This window comes from Fluoribacter gormanii (assembly GCF_900156395.1).
Taxonomy (GTDB): domain Bacteria; phylum Pseudomonadota; class Gammaproteobacteria; order Legionellales; family Legionellaceae; genus Legionella; species Legionella gormanii.
In genome coordinates, this window is record NZ_FTNL01000012.1 from 24,129 (window position 1) to 45,797 (window position 21,669).

The following is a 21,669-nucleotide window of genomic DNA, read 5'->3' on the forward strand; positions in this document are numbered from 1 at the left end:
TAAAAATAATATAGAGGTTGTATGTTATGAGCGGGCAAAATCTAGAGGAAATTGTAAGGCATAAAGTTGCTGAACCGGAGTTAAGTCCGGAAATCAGGCTGCCTAGAAAGTACAAAGTAGTGTTGCTCAATGATGATTATACACCTATGGATTTTGTAGTTGAGGTACTGAAGCATTTTTTTCACCTAACTGAAGAAACTGCAATTCAGGTGATGTTACAGGTTCATATCCAAGGAAAAGGCGTGTGTGGGGTATTTACACGAGATATAGCAGAAACAAAAGTAGCACTGGTAAATGAATACGCCAGAATGAATCAGCACCCATTGCTATCCAGCATGGAACCCGAGTAATTTGCTGTGGGCTGAAGAGGAGCAACGACAATGTTAAATAAAGAACTTGAATTCACCTTGAATTTAGCCTTCAAGGAAGCAAAAGAGAAGCGCCATGAATTTATGACCGTTGAGCATTTGTTGTTGTCATTGCTTGATAACCCGGCGGCAGGAAGTGTATTGCAAGCTTGTGATGCAAATATTGAAGCATTACGCCGCGATTTAATTGAATTCATTGATGAGACAACTCCCAGAATTCCTGAAGATGAATTGGATAGGGAAACTCAACCTACACTTGGTTTTCAACGCGTGTTGCAACGCGCAGTATTTCATGTTCAATCTGCAGGAAAAACCGAAGTAACAGGAGCTAACGTTTTAGCAGCAATCTTTAGCGAACAAGAAAGTCAAGCGGTTTATTTCTTACGCCGTGAAAACATTACGCGACTTGATGTAATTAATTACATATCTCATGGTGTATCTAAATACCAAAACAATGATATGCATGAAAATATGAATTCTATGGAAGATGACATGAACTCATCAGAGGGCAATGAATCACCTCTGGAAAGTTACTGTACGAATCTCAACCGACGTGCGAAACAAGGAAAGATTGATCCTTTGATTGGACGTCATGAAGAAATACAACGCACTATTCAAGTATTATGCCGACGCAGAAAAAACAATCCATTGCTTGTTGGCGAAGCCGGGGTAGGTAAAACTGCAATTGCCGAAGGCTTGGCTCGACGCATTGTAGATGGTGAAATACCCGACGCAATCCGAGATTGTGTTGTCTATTCCCTTGACTTAGGTGCTTTGCTTGCTGGAACCAAATATCGTGGTGATTTTGAAAAACGTTTAAAAGCAGTGTTAAAACAATTAGGCCAACAAGATGGCGCCGTACTGTTCATTGATGAAATTCATACAATTATCGGTGCTGGAGCTGCATCAGGTGGCGTTATGGATGCATCTAATCTAATTAAGCCCCTGTTGGCAAACGGTGAGCTAAAATGTATTGGTTCTACAACGTATCAGGAATACCGAGGTATCTTTGAAAAGGATAGAGCTTTAGCAAGACGTTTCCAAAAAATTGATATTCCTGAACCAACAGTAGATGAAACTTTTGAAATATTAAAAGGATTAAAAGGACGTTTAGAAGAGCATCATGGTGTGAAATTCACTATTCCTGCACTAAAAGCAGCTGCTGAATTATCTGCAAAATACATCAATGACCGCTTTTTACCTGATAAAGCAATCGATGTAGTTGATGAAGCAGGCGCCTATCAGAATTTATTAACGGCGAGTAAACGCAAGAAAATCATTAGCGTGACCGAAATTGAGAGTGTTGTTGCGAAAATAGCGCGCATACCGATTAAGAAAGTATCTGCTCGAGATAAAGATACGTTACGTAATTTGGAACGCGATTTGAAACTCTTAGTCTATGGACAAGATCAAGCGATCACAGCGTTAGCTTCTGCAATTAAATTAGGCCGTTCAGGACTTAGAGATCCCCAGAAACCTGTAGGTTGTTTCCTATTTGCTGGACCAACGGGTGTTGGAAAAACAGAAGTAACCAGACAATTGGCTAATGTTCTAGGAATTGAACTATTACGCTTTGATATGTCTGAATACATGGAAAAGCATACTGTTTCACGTTTAATTGGGGCACCTCCTGGATATGTTGGTTATGATCAGGGTGGTTTGTTAACTGAAGCAGTCACCAAAAATCCTCATGCAGTGTTGTTACTTGATGAAATAGAAAAAGCGCATCCAGATGTATTTAATCTGCTGTTGCAAATTATGGACCATGGTACATTAACCGATACTAATGGCCGTCAAGCAGATTTTAGACATATTATTCTGGTGATGACCTCTAATGCAGGGGCAGGAGAGATGGTACGAAACTCCATTGGTTTTTCACAACAAGATAACAGCAATGATGGGCTTGAGGTGATTAAAAAACAATTTAGTCCTGAATTTAGAAACAGACTCGATGCGATTATTAATTTTGCTCCATTGGATGCTGTGACAATTGGTTTGGTTGTTGATAAGTTCATTATGGAGTTGGATGAGCAATTAAGTCATAAAGGTGTTACCTTTAACGTCGATAAAATGGCTCGTGAGTGGCTTATTGAGCATGGTTATGACAAAGTGATGGGTGCTCGCCCAATGGCTCGATTGATTCAAGAGAATGTAAAAAAACCACTGGCTGATGAGCTTTTATTTGGTAAATTAATGCACGGTGGCCACGTCACCTTGAAAGTTAAAGATGGTAAGCTACATTTTGACAGTCATGATCATAGAGAGGGTGTTTTTTAAATGTCATTGACTGTAATTATAATAACTAAAAATGAAGAAAGAAATATTAGAAGATGCCTTGAATCCATACGATTTGCTGATGAAGTGGTCGTACTGGATTCAGGAAGTACCGATAAAACAGTAGCGATTGCCAAAGAATACACTGAGCACGTTTTCTCTACAGACTGGCCGGGTTATGGTGCTCAAAAACAAAGAGCATTATCAAAAGCGACCGGAGATTGGGTATTAAATCTTGATGCTGATGAGTCAGTCAGTGAGGAATTGCAGCAAGAAATCATTTCGGCGATGTCGTCGAATTCAGCCGATGCATTTAGAATTGCAATCCAAATGTTTTTTTATAATCAACCGCTAAAATATTCTTCTAGCCCTAAGCGTCACGTTCGTCTTTTTAAACGTGCAAACGCCTATTTTAGTAATGACATTGTGCATGAAAAAATAGTACTTCCAGAGGGTACACGAATTGGTAAAATCAAAAACGTGATTATGCACCACTCATTTAAAGATGTAAGTCATGTCTTGTATAAGATGAATAAATATTCATCTTATAGCGCAAAAACATACATCTTAAATAAGAGGAGATCCAGTTTTATTAAAACTATGGCAAGTACTTCATGGATGTTTTTCAGATGTTATTTCTTGCAACGTGGTTTTTTGGATGGCAGAATAGGTTTTTTATTTGCAGTGTTTAATGCGCAAGGTACTTTTTATCGCGGTGTTAAACAATTGTATCAAGACAGCAATATCGATCAATTGCCCAAAAGCACAGAGGAATTAATTTGAGACTGAGCTTATTAGAAGGAACAAATAATTTACTAATACCCACGCTTCTTGTTTTATTAGCTTTTTTTATTCCTATAAGTGTGAGTATTAAGTCAGTTTTAGTAGTGATTAGCTTAGTAGCTCTGGTGCTTGTTCCTTATTACCGACAATACTTGTATTATTCTTTTAATACATTATGGGCTCGGTCCGCCATAGGTTTATTTCTTTTTGTCATTATCGCCTGTTTTTGGTCAGAAGCACCGTTCTCATTGCAATACAATGTTGTTGATAAATATTCTAAATTAATTTTCCTGCCAGTGCTTGCTGTAGGCTTTATTAAGCCAAAAACAAGAATCTGGGTTCTAAATAGCTATATATTAACCATGCTATTGACTTGTGTTCTTTCAGTGCTGAAGGACGAACAGTTATTAATGTTTCATTCCATAGATCCTGCTGATGTATTTTACAATCACATTATTACTGGGTTTATGGTGGCCTTGGGCGTGTATTTTGCCGCAATTTTAGTATTACGACCGAATATAAATAAAGGATTACGAGTTTTCTATTTAATTATGGTTGTGTTGGGAACATATCAGACATTTTTTCTTAATCCTGGCAGAACAGGCTACATTATCTATGGTGTTTTAATGTCTTTATTGATTGTGCAAAAACTGCCTCTTAAAAAAGCTTTGATCGGAATTGTAGTATTTTTAGGAGCAATGAGTTTAGCCTATACCCTGAGTCCTGTGATGCAAAATGGAGTCCGTATAATGATGGATGATATTAAGCTCCTGCAACAGCATCAAGCAGATACTTCTTTGGGATTTAGAATTCAGTTTCATCAATATGCTCAATCTTTATTTGAAAAACATCCACTGATAGGAGTCGGCACAGGAGGTTTTCAATATAGCTTTGCCAAAGAGCAACCTATTCCCGCCTGGGGGAAGAAACTTAATGAACCCCATGGTCAATATTGGCTGACGCTTGCAGAACTCGGCTCAATTGGGATGGTTCTTTTTCTTTTTTTTATAGGCACGTTATTTGTTACTGCTTTCAAGCTTAAAGAAATGAAACCAATTCTTTTGGGCTTATTGGTTTCTTTTTGTGTGTTATCTTTCTCAGATACTATATTTTGTTATTCAACAATAGGTTACTTGTTAATTCTTTTCAGCGCCTTATGTTTTGGGGAACTAATTGAACAACATCAAGAGACAATAGTCCAAAAAGCTGAGTTGTAAATAAGCATCAGATCAGAAAGAGCGGGTATGTTTTAAATATCCGATAATTGTACTGGCCAGAGATGATAAAAATGATGGACCGGTCCATTTCCTAAACCAACGCAGTTTTCTTTTGCTGCCTGTATTGCATTAAATAAATAGTTTTTTGCAATACTGCATGCAGAAATTAAGTCCATTTTTTGGGCTAGGCAGGCTGTTATTGCTGCAGATAGGGTGCATCCAGTTCCGTGAGTATTTTTAGAGTTAATTCTCGGGCTTGAAAACCAATGAGTATCTCCGTTTGATCCTATTAACAAATCATTCGACTCTTGTGAGTGCAAAAGGTGTCCGCCTTTGAGTAAAACGTATTTAGGTCCAAATTCTAGCAGCTTTTGACCCACATAAAGCATTTCTTTTTCAGATGATGCCTGGGCTCCTGTAAAAGTAGATGCTTCTGGTAGATTAGGGGTTATCAAAGTAGCAAGAGGCATAAGTTGTGCTATCAAGGAATTCACTGCCTCGGGCAATAATAAGGGGTCACCACTTTTTGCAACAGTTACAGGATCAATGACAACAGGAATATCTATCGCTCTTCTTTTAAGGAATGAGGAAACCAGCTCGATGATTTCATTATTGAAGAGCATCCCTATTTTTATACTGTCAGGTTTAATGTCATCAAAAATAGCATTTAGTTGATCTTCTATAGCTTGCAATGGAATAGTGTAACAGTGTCTTACACCACATGTATTTTGTACGGGTAGTGCCGTAAGTACAGTCATTCCATAGCAACCTAATGCAGAAAATGTTTTTAAATCAGCTTGAATTCCTGCTCCACCTGAGCCATCAAATCCTGCTATAGATAAGGCTTTATATCGCATATAACTACACTCTCGTAACCGCTTTTGACATTGAAATCCAGTCAGGATCAAACAGGTTATTAATAAATGTTTCTTTGAATGTGGCAGGTCCTTTGACGTGTTCGTGGGCCAATTGACCACATAAGCCAAAATAGGTAGTTGCTTGTACTGCAGCTTGAAAATGATTAGAAAGGCAAGCAACAAAGGCACTAAGAACGGCTGTCATTGTGCAACCCATTCCCGTGATCAGTGGCATAAGGTTAGAACCAAATGGCAGTATCTTGTCGTCGACTCCATTAGTTATAAAATCTTCAGGCCCACTAATTACAACTGTTTTTTGGGATTTTGCTAGTCTATGCGCGCTGTTGATTGCTTTAGTTACAGGATCCGAGCTTTCAACCCCTTTAGTGCTTCCGTTTGCACCAGCTAATGAAATGATTTCACTGGCATTGCCTCTGATAACTTGAGCGTAAGAAAATAATTCCATTGCTGCAGAGGTTCGAAGTTTGCTTGCTCCTGCGCCAACTGGATCAAGAATGAGTGGTTTACCTATCGAGTTTGCAATCTTTGCTGCACATCGGGCTCTGTCCATAAATACATCATTCAAAGTGCCTATATTAATATATACTGCCTGACTTATAGAGACCAATTCTTCAATTTCATCTTGAGATTCAGACATAAGTGGTGCAGCACCCAAAGCCAAAAGGCTATTCGCCATAAAATCCATAGTCACATAATTAGTTAGGCAAAGTATTAAGGGTTTTTGTTGTTTTAACAGGGTGAAAGTGGATTTTATTTGGTCAAGCATATGCGTTCCTGACAAGCGATACTTCGCAGCGTAAGACTAAGCCGCGAAGTATATATCGGAAACCTACCAAGCTGCAATTTTCTCTTCTGGCCGTAAAGAGCACTCTTCTGAAATTGATCCATCATTGCATACAACGAATCCAGTTACGCTGTAGGTAGAAACAACTCCACCTTTCCATAAGCAGCAACCACGAAATAATTGCAAATCCATCACGGCATGTGGTGTGCAATAACATGTAGAGTAAAAACCATTTTTACAAACAAGACGGCCTGCTGATGAATCACAATAACTCACTCCGCCCATTTGACCACAACAACCGGAAATATATTGTGATTGGGCGTATGCTGGTGAAATAAGAAGACTTAATATACCAATACAAAAAAGAGTTTTAAGTGACCGCATCTTGATTTCTCGAATTATTTTTCTTTTTAGGATAGCATAGGGTCTGTTTTAATTTCTACTATCTTGTCCAGGCTGCCCTGATTTTCTGCGTTCCGGGATTCGAAAATCGCACGTTTTGGGGCTCAAACGAGTAAGAAGTAAACAACCACAATATTTTATAAACCATTAGTTTGCACTTGGATTGCTTGTAGCAAATTAGGATACAGTACAAATAGATAACTTGTAGCCAAGCCTGCTAAAAGACCAAATAAATGTGCTTCCCAGGATACCCCTTTATCTCTAGGAAAAATACCAAAGAAAATACCCGCAAAGTAATAGAGGCTGATCACACCCAGAATTATGGTCGTTAAGGTGCCGCTTTGATATATATTACTAACCAAAAAACCCCAGTAACCAGTTATAAGTCCGCTTGCACCTACATGCAGACCCGGTTTAGCGAAACACCAAATCGCAATTCCACTTAAAAAAGTAATCATTACGGTAACAACAAGATAGTAGTTAAGCCCATTAATCAAAATGAAATTACTTAAAACTACCAAAGGAATCGAGTTAAAAAATATATGGTTGAAATTTGAGTGCAAAAGAGGGGCTAACATAATCCCAGGTAAGCCACGAAGATGCCTCGGAATAATGCCCAGCAATAAGATTTTTTTATAGACCTGACTTACAAAGAAAAAAAGCCAGGGAATTAATAAAATAACTTCAAGAATGGGAATATTATTTTTTGTTTGGCTTATGATCCAGCTAAGACTATCATTTAATTCTTCAAGCATTTTTTACTCATGTATTTTGGTTATTTCGCAGCTTAAATTACCTTGTGCCAAGCGTATATCGACTGTATCGCCAACATTAACTTGTTGGCTGGAAAACAATACTTTATTTCTTTTCGTTGCAATGGCATATCCTCTATCCAGTGTAGCCAAGGGGCTAACGGCATGCAAGGTAGATAATTGGGTTCTTAATTGATATTGAAGTTGATTGAACTTATTTTGCATGTGCTGGATTAATTGTGCTGCGACTTTTTGTAAAAGGATCTGTGTTTGTTTGATTTGTGTTTTGGGATTTTGGGCATTCAAATGATTGATGCATAGATGGACCTGATGTGTTTTTTGTTTGATGATGATGCGTATGCCAGCAATCAATTGTCGTTCCAAATAATCGGTGGTTTGCCAATAACTGGCAATCGCTTTTTGTGGTGATGATATTTTGTCAATTAAGTGCTGTAATTTGGTTTGATTTTTTTGCAAAAATCGGTGCATTCCTTCACACAAACGAGAGATAGAATGATTTAATAATTTAAACAACTCATTACAATCAGGAGTCACTGCTGTAGCAGCAGCGGTAGGAGTTTCTGCTCTGTAATCTGCTACAAAGTCGGCAATTGTAAAATCCGTTTCATGGCCCACACCAGATACGATAGGAATTGAGCTGTTTGCAATGGTTCGTGCCAGTTGTTCATCATTAAATGCCCATAAGTCTTCAATGCTTCCACCACCTCGTGCAAGCAGAAGCACATCACATCGCTTTTCTGTATTGGCATGTTTTAATGCGTTAATCAGCTGTTGCGCTGCGCTGGCACCCTGAACTTCACTGGGATAGATGAAGATATCAGCTAACGGAAATCGTCGTGCTAGAGTGGATAATATATCACGAATCGCCGCCCCGGTAGTTGAGGTGATAACTCCGATGGCGCGAGGCATAGCTGGAATGGTTCTTTTTTTTACTGAATCAAATAAACCTTCAGAAGAAAGTTTGTTTTTTAATTCTTCAAAACGTTGATAGAGGGCTCCCAAGCCTGCTTCGGTAATTTGCTCCACGATTAGTTGATAATCACCTCGTGCTTCATACAGGCTTAATCTTCCGCTTGCAACTAGATGTTGACCGTCACACAATTTGTTTGCAAGTCCATTGGCATGACGATTTTTAAAGTAAACACAACGAATTTGGGCATTATTGTCTTTTAATGTAAAGTAAAAATGCCCAGAGACTGGTTTACTCAAGTTAGAGAGTTCTCCTTCAACATGAACTGTTCCCAATTCATTTTCAAGATAGCTTTTAACTTGTCGATTAAGTTGGCTGACAGTAAGAATTGCATTTCTTTTTTCCACAATCAATTTGTGCGTGCTCCATAATAATAAGTTACGATATAGAATTTTAAACATGCATTGCTTGCAGAGTACCAAAATTAATTACTTACATATAGTAATGAAAGAATTTAACTTCAGTTCAACCTATCTTGGCAAACCTTCCAAGAATAAGCTATGATCCTTGCTTTAAAAATTAAGAATAAAAATAAAATGAACTCATTCCAAAATAAAAAATTAAGTGTTTTCAGCTCATTTTTGTTTTTGCTTGTAACCATGAGTATGACGGGTTGTGTCGACTTATCAGGAGGTAGGGCTTCTGAGAAAAGGCCAATACCCAAGAACGCGCAATCCGTGATTCATAAATCCGAAAGTCAGAAAAAAGCGAAAATAACAAAGAAAACTGTGAAAGTGAGTAAATCTCAACCTTATCATGGTGAGGTACATACCATGCTGGGTGGACTTGGGCTTTTTAGCACTGGGATGAGAACACTGAGCGATACTGTTACTGAAGAATGCAATGTGCCAGCGCCCAGTGATATGTGGTACAACGCCGGTAATGTCACTCGCTCAATAGCCACTTATTACCAAAAACATCAAATTCATAGACCTATTATTTTAGTGGGACATTCTTTAGGTGCTAATGAGCAAATTAAGGTTGCTCGTAATCTGGATAAAATGGGTATTCCTGTGGATTTATTAATCACTGTGGATGCTGTATCTCAAACTATTGTGCCACCTAATGTGAAACATGCGATGAATTTTTACAAGCCTGGATATGTACCTATGTTTAGTGGTTTAAAGCTTAGAGCAGTGAATCCAGAGCAAACACGTATTGACAACATTAACGTGTCTACGTTAAAAGGCATCGAAGTCAATCATTTCACTATTGATAAAGATCCCGTTGTACAAGCAATGATAATGGAAGAAGTAAAAAAGGTGTTGAGTAATGCAAATCAAGCAAAAGGGTAAAGAGAATTGTCCTCGTGTCTGCATAATTGGAGCAGGTCCAAGCGGTCTTGCTGCAATTAAAAATTTACAAGAAGAGGGTGTAACCGATATCACCGTATTTGAAAAAAACAATCAAATCGGTGGGAACTGGGTATATGACGAGAGGAACGATCATTCCAGCGTTTATGAAACGACTCATATCATTAGTTCAAAGCGTTGGTCGGAGTTCGAAGATTTTCCTATGCCAGCGCATTATCCTGACTATCCATCCCATACTTTGGTTTTGGATTATTTTAAAAACTACGCGAACCATTTTGATTTAACTAAATATATTCGTTTTAATACGAATGTTTTGAAGGTAGAACATACGGATCTGCGTCAATGGAAAGTTATTTTTGAAAATGATCAAGGTACTCATGAAGAGTTTTTTGATTATCTATTAGTCGCTAATGGCCATCATTGGGATCCGTTCATGCCAGAATATCCAGGTGAATTCTCTGGCCAGCTGCTTCACTCGCATCAATATAAGAAAGCCTCTGTTTTTAAAGATCAACGTGTTTTGGTCATTGGCGGTGGTAATTCTGCTTGTGATATTGCTGTAGAAGTAGCACGCGTTTCTTCGAAAATGTGCATCAGCATGCGTAGAGGCTATCATATTTTTCCTAAATTTGTTTTTGGCAAACCAACAGATGATGCTGTAGCAAAAATTAGATGGATGCCTTCCTGGTTAAGACAGAAGATTTTGAGTTTTTTTGCTCGTATCTTGCAGGGGCGATATGCGAAATATAAATTAATGAAACCTGATTGTGGCCCTCTAGAAATACATCCAACAATTAATACAGAGTTACTCTATTTTATTCGCCATGGAGAAGTTTTCCCTCGGCCAGGAATTACTCATTTCGAAGGAAATCGAGTCCATTACACAAATGGTGATTCTGAAGAGTTTGATACAGTCATTTTTGCTACAGGTTATAAAATAAGTTTTCCATTCCTCGATAAGGCAATTGCTGACTTTAGTAATTCAACCAAGATACCACTGTATCGGAAAATGATGCATCCAGACTTTGATAATCTCTATTTTATTGGTTTGTGCCAGCCTCAAGGATGTATTTGGCCTCTAGCTGATTATCAGTCAAAAATCGCAGCGCGCATTATTATGGGAACTTTGAAGCGACCTGATAAATTGCATGAAAAAACACTTCAAGAAATGAATAAGCCCCATTATCGATTTAAATCCCATATACGACATGCTGTAGAAGTTGATTATCATAAGTTTCGTCGTGAGTTATTGGATATGCTAGAAGCTTAATAGCATACTCGTAGCCTGGGTGAAGGCAATGCCTTAACCCGGGAACTCTTTGTTGGAATACCCAAGATGCCGCATACCCAGGTTGACTCTATTGAATGTTCACCAGGATATGTTATCACGAATACTCATTGGAATACGTCATTCCCGAACAACTTACGTCCATTCAGAGCCTGATGTGTCGTCATTTTTTTTCATGGTTTTGTGAGGTGTTACTGGGCAAATTGTTTATTATATGGCGTTATTCCCGCCTGCGCTGGAATGACATCAAATTAGAGCAAACTAAATTATTAATGTTGAAATTAATAATTAAACCTTCTTGTATTTAAAAAAGGGTGATCATACCTTGGAACCTGAGCGAAGCGAGTGATCTGCCCTTTGTGTATGGTATTATCAGAATGACGCTAAATTTAGGGTCTACTTCGTGCTAGACCTCTCAACATGAAACGTAATGGTGAGTCCCTCAGAATAAGATGTGGGTGTGAGTTATTAATTCCTGGACTCTTGCCGTTTAATTAGCGCCCCCATTAATTTCTCAATATTGGTTACATATGGGTTTTCCTGGTGGATCATGGCATTAGTTCGTTCTTCACAATATCCTTTAACCTCTTTATCCGGAAAAATATAAAATTTCTTCTGTCCGACTTCATGAACAATATGTTCTGCAATATCTATAGCGGGACGTGAATGGGATAAAAGTGACTTTAGTGCTTCATGAAAAGAAGAATTTGCACTGGCTGTATGGGACAACAGGGATGTGTCTGTAAAGGAAGGAAAAACAACAGAGATATCTACCGGTTTTTTCATACGTACCAAATCGAAATGTAATGATTCAGACAATGCAAGTACAGCATGTTTTGACATGGAATAAGAAGCGGTTTGTGAACCTGTACATAATGCATATAGGCTCGCTATATTGATAATATGTGAATGAAAATTTTGCTGAAATAAGAAAGGAATAAAAGCCTGAATTATATGAATCATTCCATATAAGTTTACATTCATTACTCGTTGGATATGTTCTGAAGGCAAATCCCAGATAGGCTCTAATGGACCTATAATACCTGCATTATTGTAGATCCAATCAATACGTCCTAACTTACTCTCAACCTCTTGTGCCAATCGTGCTACGTCATCAGTTTGTGTTACATCACAGGAAATTGGCAAAATTTGTTCCGGAAAGAGGGGCGATAATCGTTCGGTTTCTTGTTTGAGTTTAATACTATCTTTGTCTACCATAGCTACAGTATTGCCTTGTTGTAAATTGACTAGGCTTAATGCTAAGCCAATTCCGTTCGCAGCACCGGTGATTACAGCTACTTTCATTTTTTTTCCTTTTGCTATAATTTTATAAATCATACAAACATAAGGGTGTTATCTTGAAAAACGACAATGAAATACCAGAGCCTTATGAGTATCCTGATGATCCTGAAGAATATCCAATTGAACCAGAGCCTTATGAGCCGGATGATCCTGGGTATCCTGAGCCTGAACCATCACAACCATCTGAGCCAAATTGGGAGTAGTTGGTTAACAGCCGTTAACATATTCATGTTAATCAATGGTGGACGCTTTATAATACGGGGTAAGGTAGGCCTTAACGCCAAGCATCCGGGTTTCCCGGGAGCGATACCTATTCCAAGATTAATTTCCATTTATAAGTTGCTCCAGAGCCTTTCCTATATCTTTGGCTCTCATTAAACTTTCTCCAATAAGAAAAGTGTTAATCCCATGAGATTGCATCAAATGTATATCTGTATGTGTATTAATACCGCTTTCAGTGATGGTTATTTTATCTTGGGGAATATATTGTTTTAATTGGATACTTAGTTGGATATCTGTTTTAAAAGTATGAAGACTACGATTATTAATACCTATTAACGGGGTAGGTAAGCGTAAAGCACGCTCCAGTTCCTCTTCACTATGACTTTCTACAAGTACAGCCAGCTCCAACTCATGAGCTAGTTGGCAAAAATCCGTTAATTGAACATCATCAAGCAAAGCAACTATAAGTAAGATACAGTCTGCGCCTAATGCCAGGCTTTCATAAATTTGATACGGATCAATAATAAAGTCCTTTCGTAATACAGGTACGTTGCAATGCGTTTTTGCCAGAGCCAAATAATCAGGATGACCTTGAAAAAAATCAATATCTGTAAGCACAGAAAGGCAACGTGCGCCATGTTGTTCATAGATTGTTGCAATTTCTTCTACATTAAAATCCTCTCTGATTAATCCTTTGCTTGGAGATGCACGCTTAATTTCTGCAATAATTGCAGGATTTTGCTCACCTTGCAGAGCAGCAATGAAATCACGACGCTCCATAAGGGGGAGTTGTGCCAATACACTTAAGGGGCTATTTTTCTTAGCAAGAGCGACCTCTTCCTGTTTACGTTGGGCTATACGTTGTAACACACTATTCATGATGCGATTCTTTATTTAAAGTTTGAGTTAGTTGGCTAAGTTGAGTAAAACATTGACCTGCTTTGCCGCTGTCTATAACGATTTTGGCTTGCTCTAATGCATGAGTAAACGAAATATTCTCATGGGCACAGTAGATTGCTGCGGCAGAATTTAAGAGCACCATATCACGAGCGGCCCCCTGTTTTCCGGAGAATACTTCCTGAATCAATTCTAAACTTTGAGTGGGTGAGTCAACGATAACTTCTTCTAAAGAGTGATGATTGATTCCATAATCTTCTGGATTAATTATCCAATGATCGAAGATACCTGCTCGATACTCTATGATATCGGTAGGCGCTGCAATACTGATTTCATCTAATCCATCTTGAGAACATACCACTAAAGCCCGGTTACTTCCCAAGTGAGCAAGAACAGAAGCCAAAGGTTTTTGCCACTCTTTTGAAAATACACCTACTACTTGTTTTTTTACTCGAGCAGGATTGATTAAAGGACCAAGTAAGTTGAACAAGGTTCTAATACCTAGTTGTTGACGTGCTGCACGTGCATGTTGCATGGCAGGGTGGTAGTGAGGCGCAAATAAAAATGCCAAGCCGCATTGTTCGATACACATTTGTATGTGCTGATCGGAAAGACTTAATATAAAACCGGCTTGTTCTAATAAATCAGCACTTCCACTACGACTGGAAACAGACCGATTACCATGTTTTGCTACTGGGAATCCCGCTGCGGCTACCACAAAACTGCATGCTGTAGAAACGTTAAATGTATTTTTACCATCTCCGCCTGTCCCAACGATATCAATTAAGTTGGTGCCTAAATCGATAGGATGGGCTAATCGCTGCATGACTTCAGCTGCAGCAATTAACTCTTCTGTGGTTTCACCTTTCATACGCATGAGTGCTAAAAAAGTCGCGATTTGTATATCATTGTATTGGCCGGACATGCACGCATGAATTACTGCTTGCATTTGCTCAGGTTTTAAATTTTTTTTCGCGATTAAGTGCTCAAACAGAACGTTGGGTTTCATATTTTAAGAAATTCTCTAATAATTGCAGTCCATATTGGCTTAATATTGCCTCTGGGTGGAATTGTAGACCAAAAACAGGATATTGACGATGTGAAATTGCCATAATTGTATCATTTGTCCATGCGTCAATAGTGAAGCACTCTGGAAGGCTTTGTTTTTCAACCATCAAAGAATGATAACGAGTTGCTTTGAAATGGTTCGGGATGCTTTTAAAAATTCGCTGTTGATTATGTTCTATAGTTGAGGTTCTTCCGTGCACTATTTCTGGGGCGGGTATTATTCGACCGCCAAAAACTTGAGCAATGCTTTGATGTCCAAGACAAATACCTAAAATAGGAATAGTCGGATAAAAAGCGCGTATTGCCTCCATTGAAATACCTGCATCCTTTGGAGCTTTTGGCCCTGGTGAGATGACCAAGTATTGAGGATCTAGTTTATTTATCTGGCTTATACTGATTTGATCATGGGTATAAACTAATACTTCTTGGTTGAGGCATTGAAAATATTGTACCAGGTTGTAGGTGAATGAATCATAATTATCAATAATGAGCAGCATGTTAAATCAAAATATTGGTTGGTGACGTATTTCATGTGCAAAGCCTAACCCAATGTTTGCTGAATATATATTGCCGGGTTCAACTTCGCTGCACTCAGGCTACTTATTTATAATGAGAAATCCTCGCCTAAATAAACTGCCCTAACTTGTTGGTTTGCCAGTATAATCTCAGGGGTTCCTTCGCACAATATTTTTCCTTGACTGACAATATAAGCACGCTCGCAAATATCCAGGGTTTCTCTGACATTATGATCCGTGATTAAAACTCCGATGCCTTTATTACATAAATGCTGAATGATTTTTTTGATATCAATGACCGAAATAGGGTCAACTCCAGCAAAAGGCTCATCAAGAAGAATAAAGGAGGGCTCAATGGCTAAGGCTCTCGCAATTTCAACACGCCGTCGTTCTCCTCCAGATAAAGACATGCCGAGGCTTTTATGTAGATGTGTAATATGAAATTCTTGAAGTAGAAGATCCAGCTTTTCTTCTCGAGCCTGTTCGTTTAAATCAGGTCTAAGCTCCAGAATAGCCATGATGTTCTCGGCAACAGTCAGTTTACGAAAAACAGAAGCTTCTTGGGGAAGGTAGCTGATTCCCAAACGCGCTCTTTGATGCATGGCACTTACAGTTATATCTTGATTAGATAGGAAGATTTGACCTTCATCGCAGGATTGCAAACCGACTATCATATAAAAGCAGGTTGTTTTTCCCGCTCCATTAGGGCCTAACAAACCAACGCACTCACCTTTTTTTATATGGATACTGATGCCGTTAACCACGGTTCGCGATTTAAATGATTTTTTAAGATTCCGCGCTTCCAGTATACTCATGATGGTTTCTTTTCTGGGTGATAAATAATAACAATTCTTTGACTGTCATCACCGTGAGACAGAACATGTTGTTTCTCAGTATCATAACTTATTTTTGCAGCAGAAAAAGAGTTTTTTCCCTGTTCTACTCGAGCATTCCCTATTAATTCAATTAAATGGCGTAATGGATAATATCGAATGGTGTCTGCATAAGCATGTACGGGAGGTTTTTTAGGATCCGTTATTGTCGAATAGTGCGCCTGTTTTTCTTTATTTCCATTGGCGATGGCTATAACGAGTTGGTTTTTTTCATTCCCTATAGTCACCGCTTTAGAGGCTTGTAGATTTGTTGTTCCCTGCACTAATTCAACATTACCAATATAGATTCCTTTATGATCTTGTTGGCTTAAGTCAGCTGAGTTTGCCATGACATGCATTACTTTTTCTTTATCCTCTGTCAACGCATATGCAGAAGAAGTGAACAAGAAAAAAAGGAGCAAACTGTAGTTAACCATTCGCTGGAGCATAACTTCCTCTTGCTTGGTGCAGTAACTCTACTCTTTTCTCATCGAGATAAGCATTCATTCCATTTGATTGAACGACATTACCTGGTTGTTCGTATGTTACGAGCAAATCAGAACTTGCTTTCTTTTCTTTAGGAAAGTAGGTAACTTCTTCTGTTTTTAAAGTACTTTCTTGCGTTCCTTTTTTTTGACGCACAACAACATTGCCAGTAAAAGTGATTTGTTTACCACCTTCAAATGATTTGGCTTTGATTGAACTAATATCCCAGGGTGGCTGTTCTTCTTGGCTCACAATAATATGTGGATTTTGTAATAAATAGACATTATCTTTTTGAATATGCTGCATGAATGGAGAGGTGAGGACATTGGCAAGAGTCCCTTGCTGATTAAACTGACGCACTGTAACGTTAGAAATAGTTGTGTCTACTGAATTAGCCAAGGTTTCACTGTCCAGGCGAATTCTTATTGAAGAATGGCTGTAATACCATCCTGAACAGGCCAGGATAATCAAAGTAAAAAACAGCCATATGAGTTGTTTTGTCGCATTCATTATTTTAGATAACCTGCAATTGCTGAATCCATCTTATTCTGGGCCTTAAGAATAAGGTCACATAACTCACGTACCGCTCCACGGCCTCCAGATAGCGTTGTTTGCCACATGGCAATTTCTTTAATTTGATGTACTGCATTGGCAACAGCAACACTAAGACCAACCCGCTGCATGATTGGAACATCAGGAATATCATCACCAATATAAGCGAAGTGTTCATCCTGGAGATTTAATTTGCTTTTAAGCTGTTTGTAAGTCTCTTGTTTATCCAATTGATCTTTATAGTAATGGATGATACCTAATTGTTGCATCCGGTGATCTACTACTGAATTACGCGAACCGGTAATAACAGCGACCTCAATCCCTGCACTCATAAGTAATTTCAAACCTACCCCATCATGAATATGGAATGTTTTCTGTTCATTAAAGTGGTTATCGATATACAAAAGACCATCAGTAAGAACACCATCTAAGTCACAGATAAGGCATTTAATGTTCTTGGCTCGCTCGATTAATTTATTCATTTAAAAAACACCCGCTTTTAACAAATCATGAAGATGAAGAACGGCTTTAGGTCGTTTTTCTTCATCAACGACGATTAATGAAGTAATACTGTGTTTTTGCATAATAGTCAAAGCCTCAGCAGCAAGCATTCCCATGGGAATTGTACGGGCATCGCGCGTCATGACTTCTTTTATTGGCGTCGTATTAATATCATATTGGCGTGTTAGAGTGCGTCGAATGTCACCATCTGTATAGACCCCAACAAGATAGCCTTTGTTATCAACGACGCAAGTCATACCCAATTTTTTTTCTGTTACTTCAATTAGCGCTTCACTTACTGTTGCATTTTCATGAATAAGCGGAAGCTGCACTCCCTGGTGACAGAGTTCGTCAATACGCAGCAAAAGTCGTTTGCCTAAAGAGCCTCCAGGATGTGATAAAGCAAAGTCTTCCTCACTAAAACCTCTAGCTTGCAAAAGTGCAATTGCTAGTGCATCGCCCATAACTAAGGCTACAGTAGTACTGGTTGTTGGGGCAAGACCTAGAGGACAGGCTTCTTGCTTGATACTGACATCCAAGTTAACATCGGCAGCTTTTGCTAAAGGCGATTCAGAATTACCAGTTAGGGTAATCAAAGGAACTTCCAATCTTTTTAACAAGGGAAGCAATGTGACTAATTCCAATGTATTGCCTGAGTGAGAAATGGCAATTACGATATCTTGGCGAGTAATCATTCCCAGATCCCCATGACTTGCTTCGCCTGGGTGCATAAAAAATGAAGGACTTCCAGTGCTTGATAGAGTTGCCGCGATTTTATTCGCAATATGACCGGATTTTCCCATGCCAGTAACCACGATCCGCCCATTACAGGAGAGCAGTAGTTCACAGGCTTTTGCAAACCGGCTATCGATTCGCTGGGTCAATTCAAAGACAGCTTGTGCTTCAGTTTCAATAACAGCAAGTCCAAGTGTACAAAAATTCATAGGCTATTTGATGTTTTTTACTTTTTGTCATTCTAACAAAAAAACATTTGAATAAATAGGATTAAATAGTTCAATTTTTTTACGATTCAGTATAAATGCTCAGGATAATTAAAAATGCAATTTTTAGACTTTTGCTTTTTTTGCTCAGGATGCTCTTTAAAGATTCGCAAAAAAGCTTGGCTATTATTCAACCTTAAAAAGCATTTTGAGCGAAAAAATCAACTCCCCTAAAAACCTAGCATTTTGGAGAGTATCTTGGGTATACTTCTATTTTTGGCTATAACCGGAAAAGAGAGCATGCCTGAAAATTGGGTTGAAATAAAAAATTTAATCTTCACTCGCGAGAGTCGTTGCATATTCAATGGCATTGATATGATGGTTCAGCGTGGCAAAATTACCGCAATTATGGGGCCAAGTGGTTCTGGAAAAACTACTTTATTGCAGTTAATCGGTGCTCAGCTAAGACCTGACAGTGGCTGTATTCAAGTTAATGGCCAAAACATACATCAATTATCTCGCAAGGCTTTGTATGAGGCTAGGCGCAACATGGGATTGCTTTTTCAAAGTTCGGCTTTATTTACCCATCTTTCAGTATTTGATAACGTGGCTTTTCCTTTACGGGAGCATACTCAATTAAATGAGTCCATGTTGCGAGATATTGTATTGATGAAGCTTGAAGCCGTAGGCTTGCGAGGAGCCGCTGCTTTAATGCCTGCTCAGTTGTCAGGTGGTATGGCCAGGCGAGTCGCTTTAGCACGCACTATAGCTTTAGATCCTGAACTTATGATGTATGATGAACCATTTACAGGACAAGACCCTATCTCTTTAGGTGTTTTGGTCCGTTTGATCAAAAGGTTGAATGAGTTGTTGCATACAACCACAATTATTGTTTCACATGACGTTGAAGAAACTTGTTCTATAGCAGATTATATTTATCTAATTTCTGGTGGAAAAATCATAGGCCAAGGAACCCCCAATGAACTCATTGAATCATCTGAACCTCAGATCAGACAATTTATGCATGGAGAAGCTGATGGAGTTGTCCCTTTTCATTATCCTGCCAGAGCGTATATAGAGGAGCTATTAGATGCTTGAGTTCATCACACGTATGGGGAATCGTAGTTCACGAGTTTTACAAAATTTGGGAAACTCAGGCTTATTTTTGTTTTTTATGCTGTTCAGACGCCCTGGTGTTTCAAAACTTTGGCCTTTGTTGCGTTATCAAATCCATTTTGTTGGTGTTTTGTCGTGCTTGATTATTGTTGTTTCTGCTTTATTTATTGGGATGGTTGTGGGGCTTCAGGGGTATAATACGTTGCAAAAATTTGGCGCTTCAAGCCAATTGGGCCAATTATTAGCCTTAAGCATCTCAAGAGAACTTGGTCCAGTAATTAGTGCTTTGTTGTTTGCTGGGCGTGCAGGTTCAGCTTTAACTGCTGAAATTGGTTTGATGAAAGCAACAGAACAATTATCCAGTATGGATATGATGGGTGTTGATCCTTTAGGAAGAGTTATTTATCCTCGTTTTATAGCGGGTTTTATTACATTGCCTCTTTTGGCATTAATTTTTTCTGCTGTTGCTATTTTTGGTGGTTATTTTATCGGTGTTCACTGGTTAGGTGTGGATGCAGGAAGTTTCTGGTCAAATATGCAAGCCGCAGTGGATTTCCGAATCGACGTACTCAGTGGTATCATTAAAAGTTTAGTTTTTGCTTTTGTTGTAACCTGGATTTCTGTATTCCAGGGTTTTGAATGTGTGCCTACTGCAGAAGGTATTAGTCAAGCGACGACTAAAACAGTAGTTTATTCATCGCTTGCTGTATTAGGACTTGATTTTTTGTTGACCGCAATGATGATTGGAGATTGGTAAATGAGTAAGCAACGTTACGTAGATTTTAGTGTTGGCCTATTTATGTTGCTTGGTATATTGGCTTTGCTGGTCATGACAATGAAAGTAAGTAATTTTTCTAGTTTTGGATCTCATGACAGTTATGATGTAACAGCTGATTTTACTGATATTGGCGGCTTAAAAGTGCGGGCACCTGTTACTGTAGCAGGAGTTAAGATTGGAGAAGTAACCCATATCGAGTTGCAACCAGGAGAGCTTAATGCAAAGGTAACTATGCGTTTGCGAAGTGATAAAAAAATACCGTATGACGATGCTTCCGCCCGCATTTTGACAGAGGGGTTGCTTGGCTCTAATTATATTAGTATCGTTCCAGGCTTTGAGGATGAGGGGGATAAAGACCATCCTTATTTGCAAAATGGAGATGTGATTGGAAAGACTCAAGAGGCAATTATCCTAGAAAATTTAATTGGTCAACTACTATTTAACATTAAAAAATAAGGTCAGAACATGAGAATAATAAAAACAATTTTATTAGTTGCCAGTGTGATTTTATCTCCGATAATGAATGCATCACAAAATTCTCCTATTCCGATGTTAGAGCAAACAGCCAACAACATCATCGCTACTCTAAAGGAAAATAAGGACAACTTAAAAAGTAATCCGAATATTATTTATCACGCTGTAGAAACAAATTTGCTACCCATTGTTGATGTTGCAGGCATGTCACGCTCTGTTTTGGGAAGACAGGCTTGGAGCAAGGCAACAACCTCGCAAAGAGCACAATTTTCTAAAGCGTTTACCCGCTTGGTAATTCGTACTTATTCCAGCCCTTTGTCACAATACACTAATGAAAGCATACAATTTTTACCTTTAAGAGGCTCTTTGAACGCTCGATTTTTGCGTGTGAATAGCATTATCATTCGTGCTGAAGGCCAAAATATTCCATTGTCTTATAGCCTTGTTGCTAAAAATGGTCAATGGAAGATCTATGATCTTAGCGTTGAAGGGGTTAGCCTGTTGCAAAGTTTCCGCTCGCAGTTTGCTGCCGCATTACAAAATTCCAGTATTGACGAAGTCATCAAGTTAATGGAACAAAAGCAACTTAAAAGGACTTCCTAATTGTGAGAAATGTTAATTTTAAACCTGGTGTCGATCTGACATTTAAGTCTGTTGTTGTAGTGCGAGCCAAGCTCTATCAGGCTTTGATGGAAGATAAAAGTGACCGATTTAGTTTGGATCTAAGTGATGTAAAGCATTGTGATAGTGCTGGTTTAGCATTGCTTATCGAAGCTAGAAAATTATGTAAAAAAAATAATAAGTTTTTTGAAATTATAGGTATGCCTACCGAAACTCAATCTTTAGTAGAGTTCTGTGGTGTGAAGGGCATTTTGGAGGCTGTGTAATATTTGAT

26 protein-coding genes are annotated in these 21,669 nt (G+C 38.6%); 12 read left to right on the forward strand and 14 right to left on the reverse strand.

What is annotated here, in order from left to right; genetic code table 11:
* Window positions 1–26: 26 nt before the first annotated feature.
* The 4 genes from clpS to BW930_RS08865 are packed head-to-tail and all read left to right on the forward strand — an operon-like array spanning window position 27 to window position 4,642.
* Window positions 27–350 carry an ATP-dependent Clp protease adapter ClpS gene (gene clpS / locus BW930_RS08850; RefSeq protein WP_058468337.1) on the forward strand — a complete coding sequence of 108 codons (324 nt, stop codon included), beginning with the start codon at window positions 27–29 and terminating at the stop codon, window positions 348–350.
* A gap of 30 nt (window positions 351–380) precedes the next feature.
* Entirely contained in the window at window positions 381–2,645 is a 2,265-nt protein-coding gene (clpA, locus tag BW930_RS08855; RefSeq protein ID WP_058468336.1) for an ATP-dependent Clp protease ATP-binding subunit ClpA, read from the forward strand.
* Window positions 2,646–3,425 (forward strand): glycosyltransferase family 2 protein, encoded by a 780-nt coding sequence (locus BW930_RS08860; RefSeq protein WP_058468335.1) that lies wholly within the window; start codon window positions 2,646–2,648, stop codon window positions 3,423–3,425.
* Window positions 3,422–4,642, forward strand: coding sequence for an O-antigen ligase family protein (locus BW930_RS08865; RefSeq protein WP_058468334.1), 1,221 nt, complete (start codon window positions 3,422–3,424; stop codon window positions 4,640–4,642). The genes BW930_RS08860 and BW930_RS08865 overlap by 4 nt, the downstream gene beginning before the upstream one ends.
* A 32-nt stretch (window positions 4,643–4,674) precedes the next feature.
* On the opposite strand, the gene thiD is transcribed toward BW930_RS08865, so the two are convergent.
* From thiD to xseA, 5 genes are all read right to left on the reverse strand, one after another.
* Window positions 4,675–5,499 (reverse strand): bifunctional hydroxymethylpyrimidine kinase/phosphomethylpyrimidine kinase, encoded by an 825-nt coding sequence (gene thiD / locus BW930_RS08870; protein WP_058468333.1) that lies wholly within the window; start codon window positions 5,497–5,499, stop codon window positions 4,675–4,677.
* A gap of 4 nt (window positions 5,500–5,503) precedes the next feature.
* Entirely contained in the window at window positions 5,504–6,286 is a 783-nt protein-coding gene (gene thiM / locus BW930_RS08875; RefSeq protein ID WP_058468332.1) for a hydroxyethylthiazole kinase, read from the reverse strand.
* Window positions 6,287–6,349: 63 nt separating this feature from the next.
* Window positions 6,350–6,688: a hypothetical protein gene (locus BW930_RS08880; protein ID WP_058468331.1), complete on the reverse strand. Its 339-nt coding sequence runs from the start codon at window positions 6,686–6,688 to the stop codon at window positions 6,350–6,352.
* 155 nt (window positions 6,689–6,843) lie between these two features.
* The gene (locus BW930_RS08885) at window positions 6,844–7,461 is read right to left on the reverse strand and encodes a rhomboid family intramembrane serine protease (protein ID WP_058468330.1); all 618 of its coding nucleotides are present in this window, start codon (window positions 7,459–7,461) and stop codon (window positions 6,844–6,846) included.
* Window positions 7,462–7,464: 3 nt separating this feature from the next.
* Window positions 7,465–8,850, reverse strand: coding sequence for an exodeoxyribonuclease VII large subunit (xseA, locus tag BW930_RS08890; protein ID WP_172461590.1), 1,386 nt, complete (start codon window positions 8,848–8,850; stop codon window positions 7,465–7,467).
* Window positions 8,851–8,985: 135 nt separating this feature from the next.
* Between xseA and BW930_RS08895 the strand changes: the two genes are divergently transcribed.
* On the forward strand, window positions 8,986–9,744 hold the full coding sequence (locus tag BW930_RS08895) for a thioesterase domain-containing protein (protein ID WP_058468358.1): 759 nt from the start codon (window positions 8,986–8,988) through the stop codon (window positions 9,742–9,744).
* The gene (locus tag BW930_RS08900; protein WP_058468329.1) at window positions 9,722–11,032 is read left to right on the forward strand and encodes a flavin-containing monooxygenase; all 1,311 of its coding nucleotides are present in this window, start codon (window positions 9,722–9,724) and stop codon (window positions 11,030–11,032) included. Before BW930_RS08895 ends, BW930_RS08900 begins: the two co-directional genes overlap by 23 nt.
* 486 nt (window positions 11,033–11,518) lie before the next feature.
* Here the strand turns inward: BW930_RS08900 and BW930_RS08905 are convergent, their stop codons facing one another.
* Window positions 11,519–12,355 carry an SDR family NAD(P)-dependent oxidoreductase gene (locus BW930_RS08905; RefSeq protein ID WP_058468328.1) on the reverse strand — a complete coding sequence of 279 codons (837 nt, stop codon included), beginning with the start codon at window positions 12,353–12,355 and terminating at the stop codon, window positions 11,519–11,521.
* A gap of 53 nt (window positions 12,356–12,408) precedes the next feature.
* Between BW930_RS08905 and BW930_RS17140 the strand changes: the two genes are divergently transcribed.
* Window positions 12,409–12,555, forward strand: a complete 147-nt coding sequence (locus tag BW930_RS17140) for a hypothetical protein (RefSeq protein ID WP_165481614.1) — start codon at window positions 12,409–12,411, stop codon at window positions 12,553–12,555.
* A 118-nt stretch (window positions 12,556–12,673) separates the two neighbouring features.
* Here the strand turns inward: BW930_RS17140 and trpC are convergent, their stop codons facing one another.
* From trpC to BW930_RS08945, 8 genes are all read right to left on the reverse strand, one after another.
* Window positions 12,674–13,453, reverse strand: coding sequence for an indole-3-glycerol phosphate synthase TrpC (gene trpC, locus BW930_RS08910; RefSeq protein WP_058468327.1), 780 nt, complete (start codon window positions 13,451–13,453; stop codon window positions 12,674–12,676).
* Entirely contained in the window at window positions 13,446–14,480 is a 1,035-nt protein-coding gene (trpD, locus tag BW930_RS08915) for an anthranilate phosphoribosyltransferase (protein ID WP_058468326.1), read from the reverse strand. Before trpD ends, trpC begins: the two co-directional genes overlap by 8 nt.
* Window positions 14,458–15,036 (reverse strand): anthranilate synthase component II, encoded by a 579-nt coding sequence (locus BW930_RS08920; RefSeq protein ID WP_058468325.1) that lies wholly within the window; start codon window positions 15,034–15,036, stop codon window positions 14,458–14,460. The genes trpD and BW930_RS08920 overlap by 23 nt, the downstream gene beginning before the upstream one ends.
* Before the next feature lie 107 nt (window positions 15,037–15,143).
* Complete coding sequence (gene lptB, locus BW930_RS08925) at window positions 15,144–15,869, reverse strand: LPS export ABC transporter ATP-binding protein (RefSeq protein WP_058468324.1); 726 nt, start codon at window positions 15,867–15,869, stop codon at window positions 15,144–15,146.
* Window positions 15,866–16,375: a lipopolysaccharide transport periplasmic protein LptA gene (lptA, locus tag BW930_RS08930; protein WP_058468323.1), complete on the reverse strand. Its 510-nt coding sequence runs from the start codon at window positions 16,373–16,375 to the stop codon at window positions 15,866–15,868. Before lptA ends, lptB begins: the two co-directional genes overlap by 4 nt.
* A complete protein-coding gene (gene lptC / locus BW930_RS08935; RefSeq protein ID WP_058468322.1) occupies window positions 16,356–16,922 on the reverse strand; it encodes an LPS export ABC transporter periplasmic protein LptC in 567 nt (188 codons plus the stop codon). The genes lptA and lptC overlap by 20 nt, the downstream gene beginning before the upstream one ends.
* Entirely contained in the window at window positions 16,922–17,446 is a 525-nt protein-coding gene (locus BW930_RS08940) for a KdsC family phosphatase (protein ID WP_058468321.1), read from the reverse strand. The genes lptC and BW930_RS08940 overlap by 1 nt, the downstream gene beginning before the upstream one ends.
* Window positions 17,447–18,409, reverse strand: coding sequence for a KpsF/GutQ family sugar-phosphate isomerase (locus BW930_RS08945; RefSeq protein WP_058468320.1), 963 nt, complete (start codon window positions 18,407–18,409; stop codon window positions 17,447–17,449).
* Window positions 18,410–18,706: 297 nt separating this feature from the next.
* Here BW930_RS08945 and BW930_RS08950 point away from each other — a divergent pair, with 297 nt between their 5' ends.
* Genes BW930_RS08950 through BW930_RS08970 form a run of 5 tightly spaced genes read left to right on the forward strand, consistent with a single transcriptional unit; the run spans window position 18,707 to window position 21,661 of the window.
* The gene (locus BW930_RS08950; RefSeq protein ID WP_058468319.1) at window positions 18,707–19,504 is read left to right on the forward strand and encodes an ATP-binding cassette domain-containing protein; all 798 of its coding nucleotides are present in this window, start codon (window positions 18,707–18,709) and stop codon (window positions 19,502–19,504) included.
* A complete protein-coding gene (mlaE, locus tag BW930_RS08955) occupies window positions 19,497–20,279 on the forward strand; it encodes a lipid asymmetry maintenance ABC transporter permease subunit MlaE (RefSeq protein ID WP_058468318.1) in 783 nt (260 codons plus the stop codon). The genes BW930_RS08950 and mlaE overlap by 8 nt, the downstream gene beginning before the upstream one ends.
* Window positions 20,280–20,756 carry an outer membrane lipid asymmetry maintenance protein MlaD gene (gene mlaD / locus BW930_RS08960; protein WP_058468317.1) on the forward strand — a complete coding sequence of 159 codons (477 nt, stop codon included), beginning with the start codon at window positions 20,280–20,282 and terminating at the stop codon, window positions 20,754–20,756. It begins immediately after the preceding gene.
* Between the two features lie 9 nt (window positions 20,757–20,765).
* Window positions 20,766–21,377 (forward strand): MlaC/ttg2D family ABC transporter substrate-binding protein, encoded by a 612-nt coding sequence (locus tag BW930_RS08965; RefSeq protein WP_058468316.1) that lies wholly within the window; start codon window positions 20,766–20,768, stop codon window positions 21,375–21,377.
* 2 nt (window positions 21,378–21,379) lie between these two features.
* Complete coding sequence (locus BW930_RS08970; protein ID WP_058468315.1) at window positions 21,380–21,661, forward strand: STAS domain-containing protein; 282 nt, start codon at window positions 21,380–21,382, stop codon at window positions 21,659–21,661.
* Window positions 21,662–21,669: the final 8 nt, after the last annotated feature.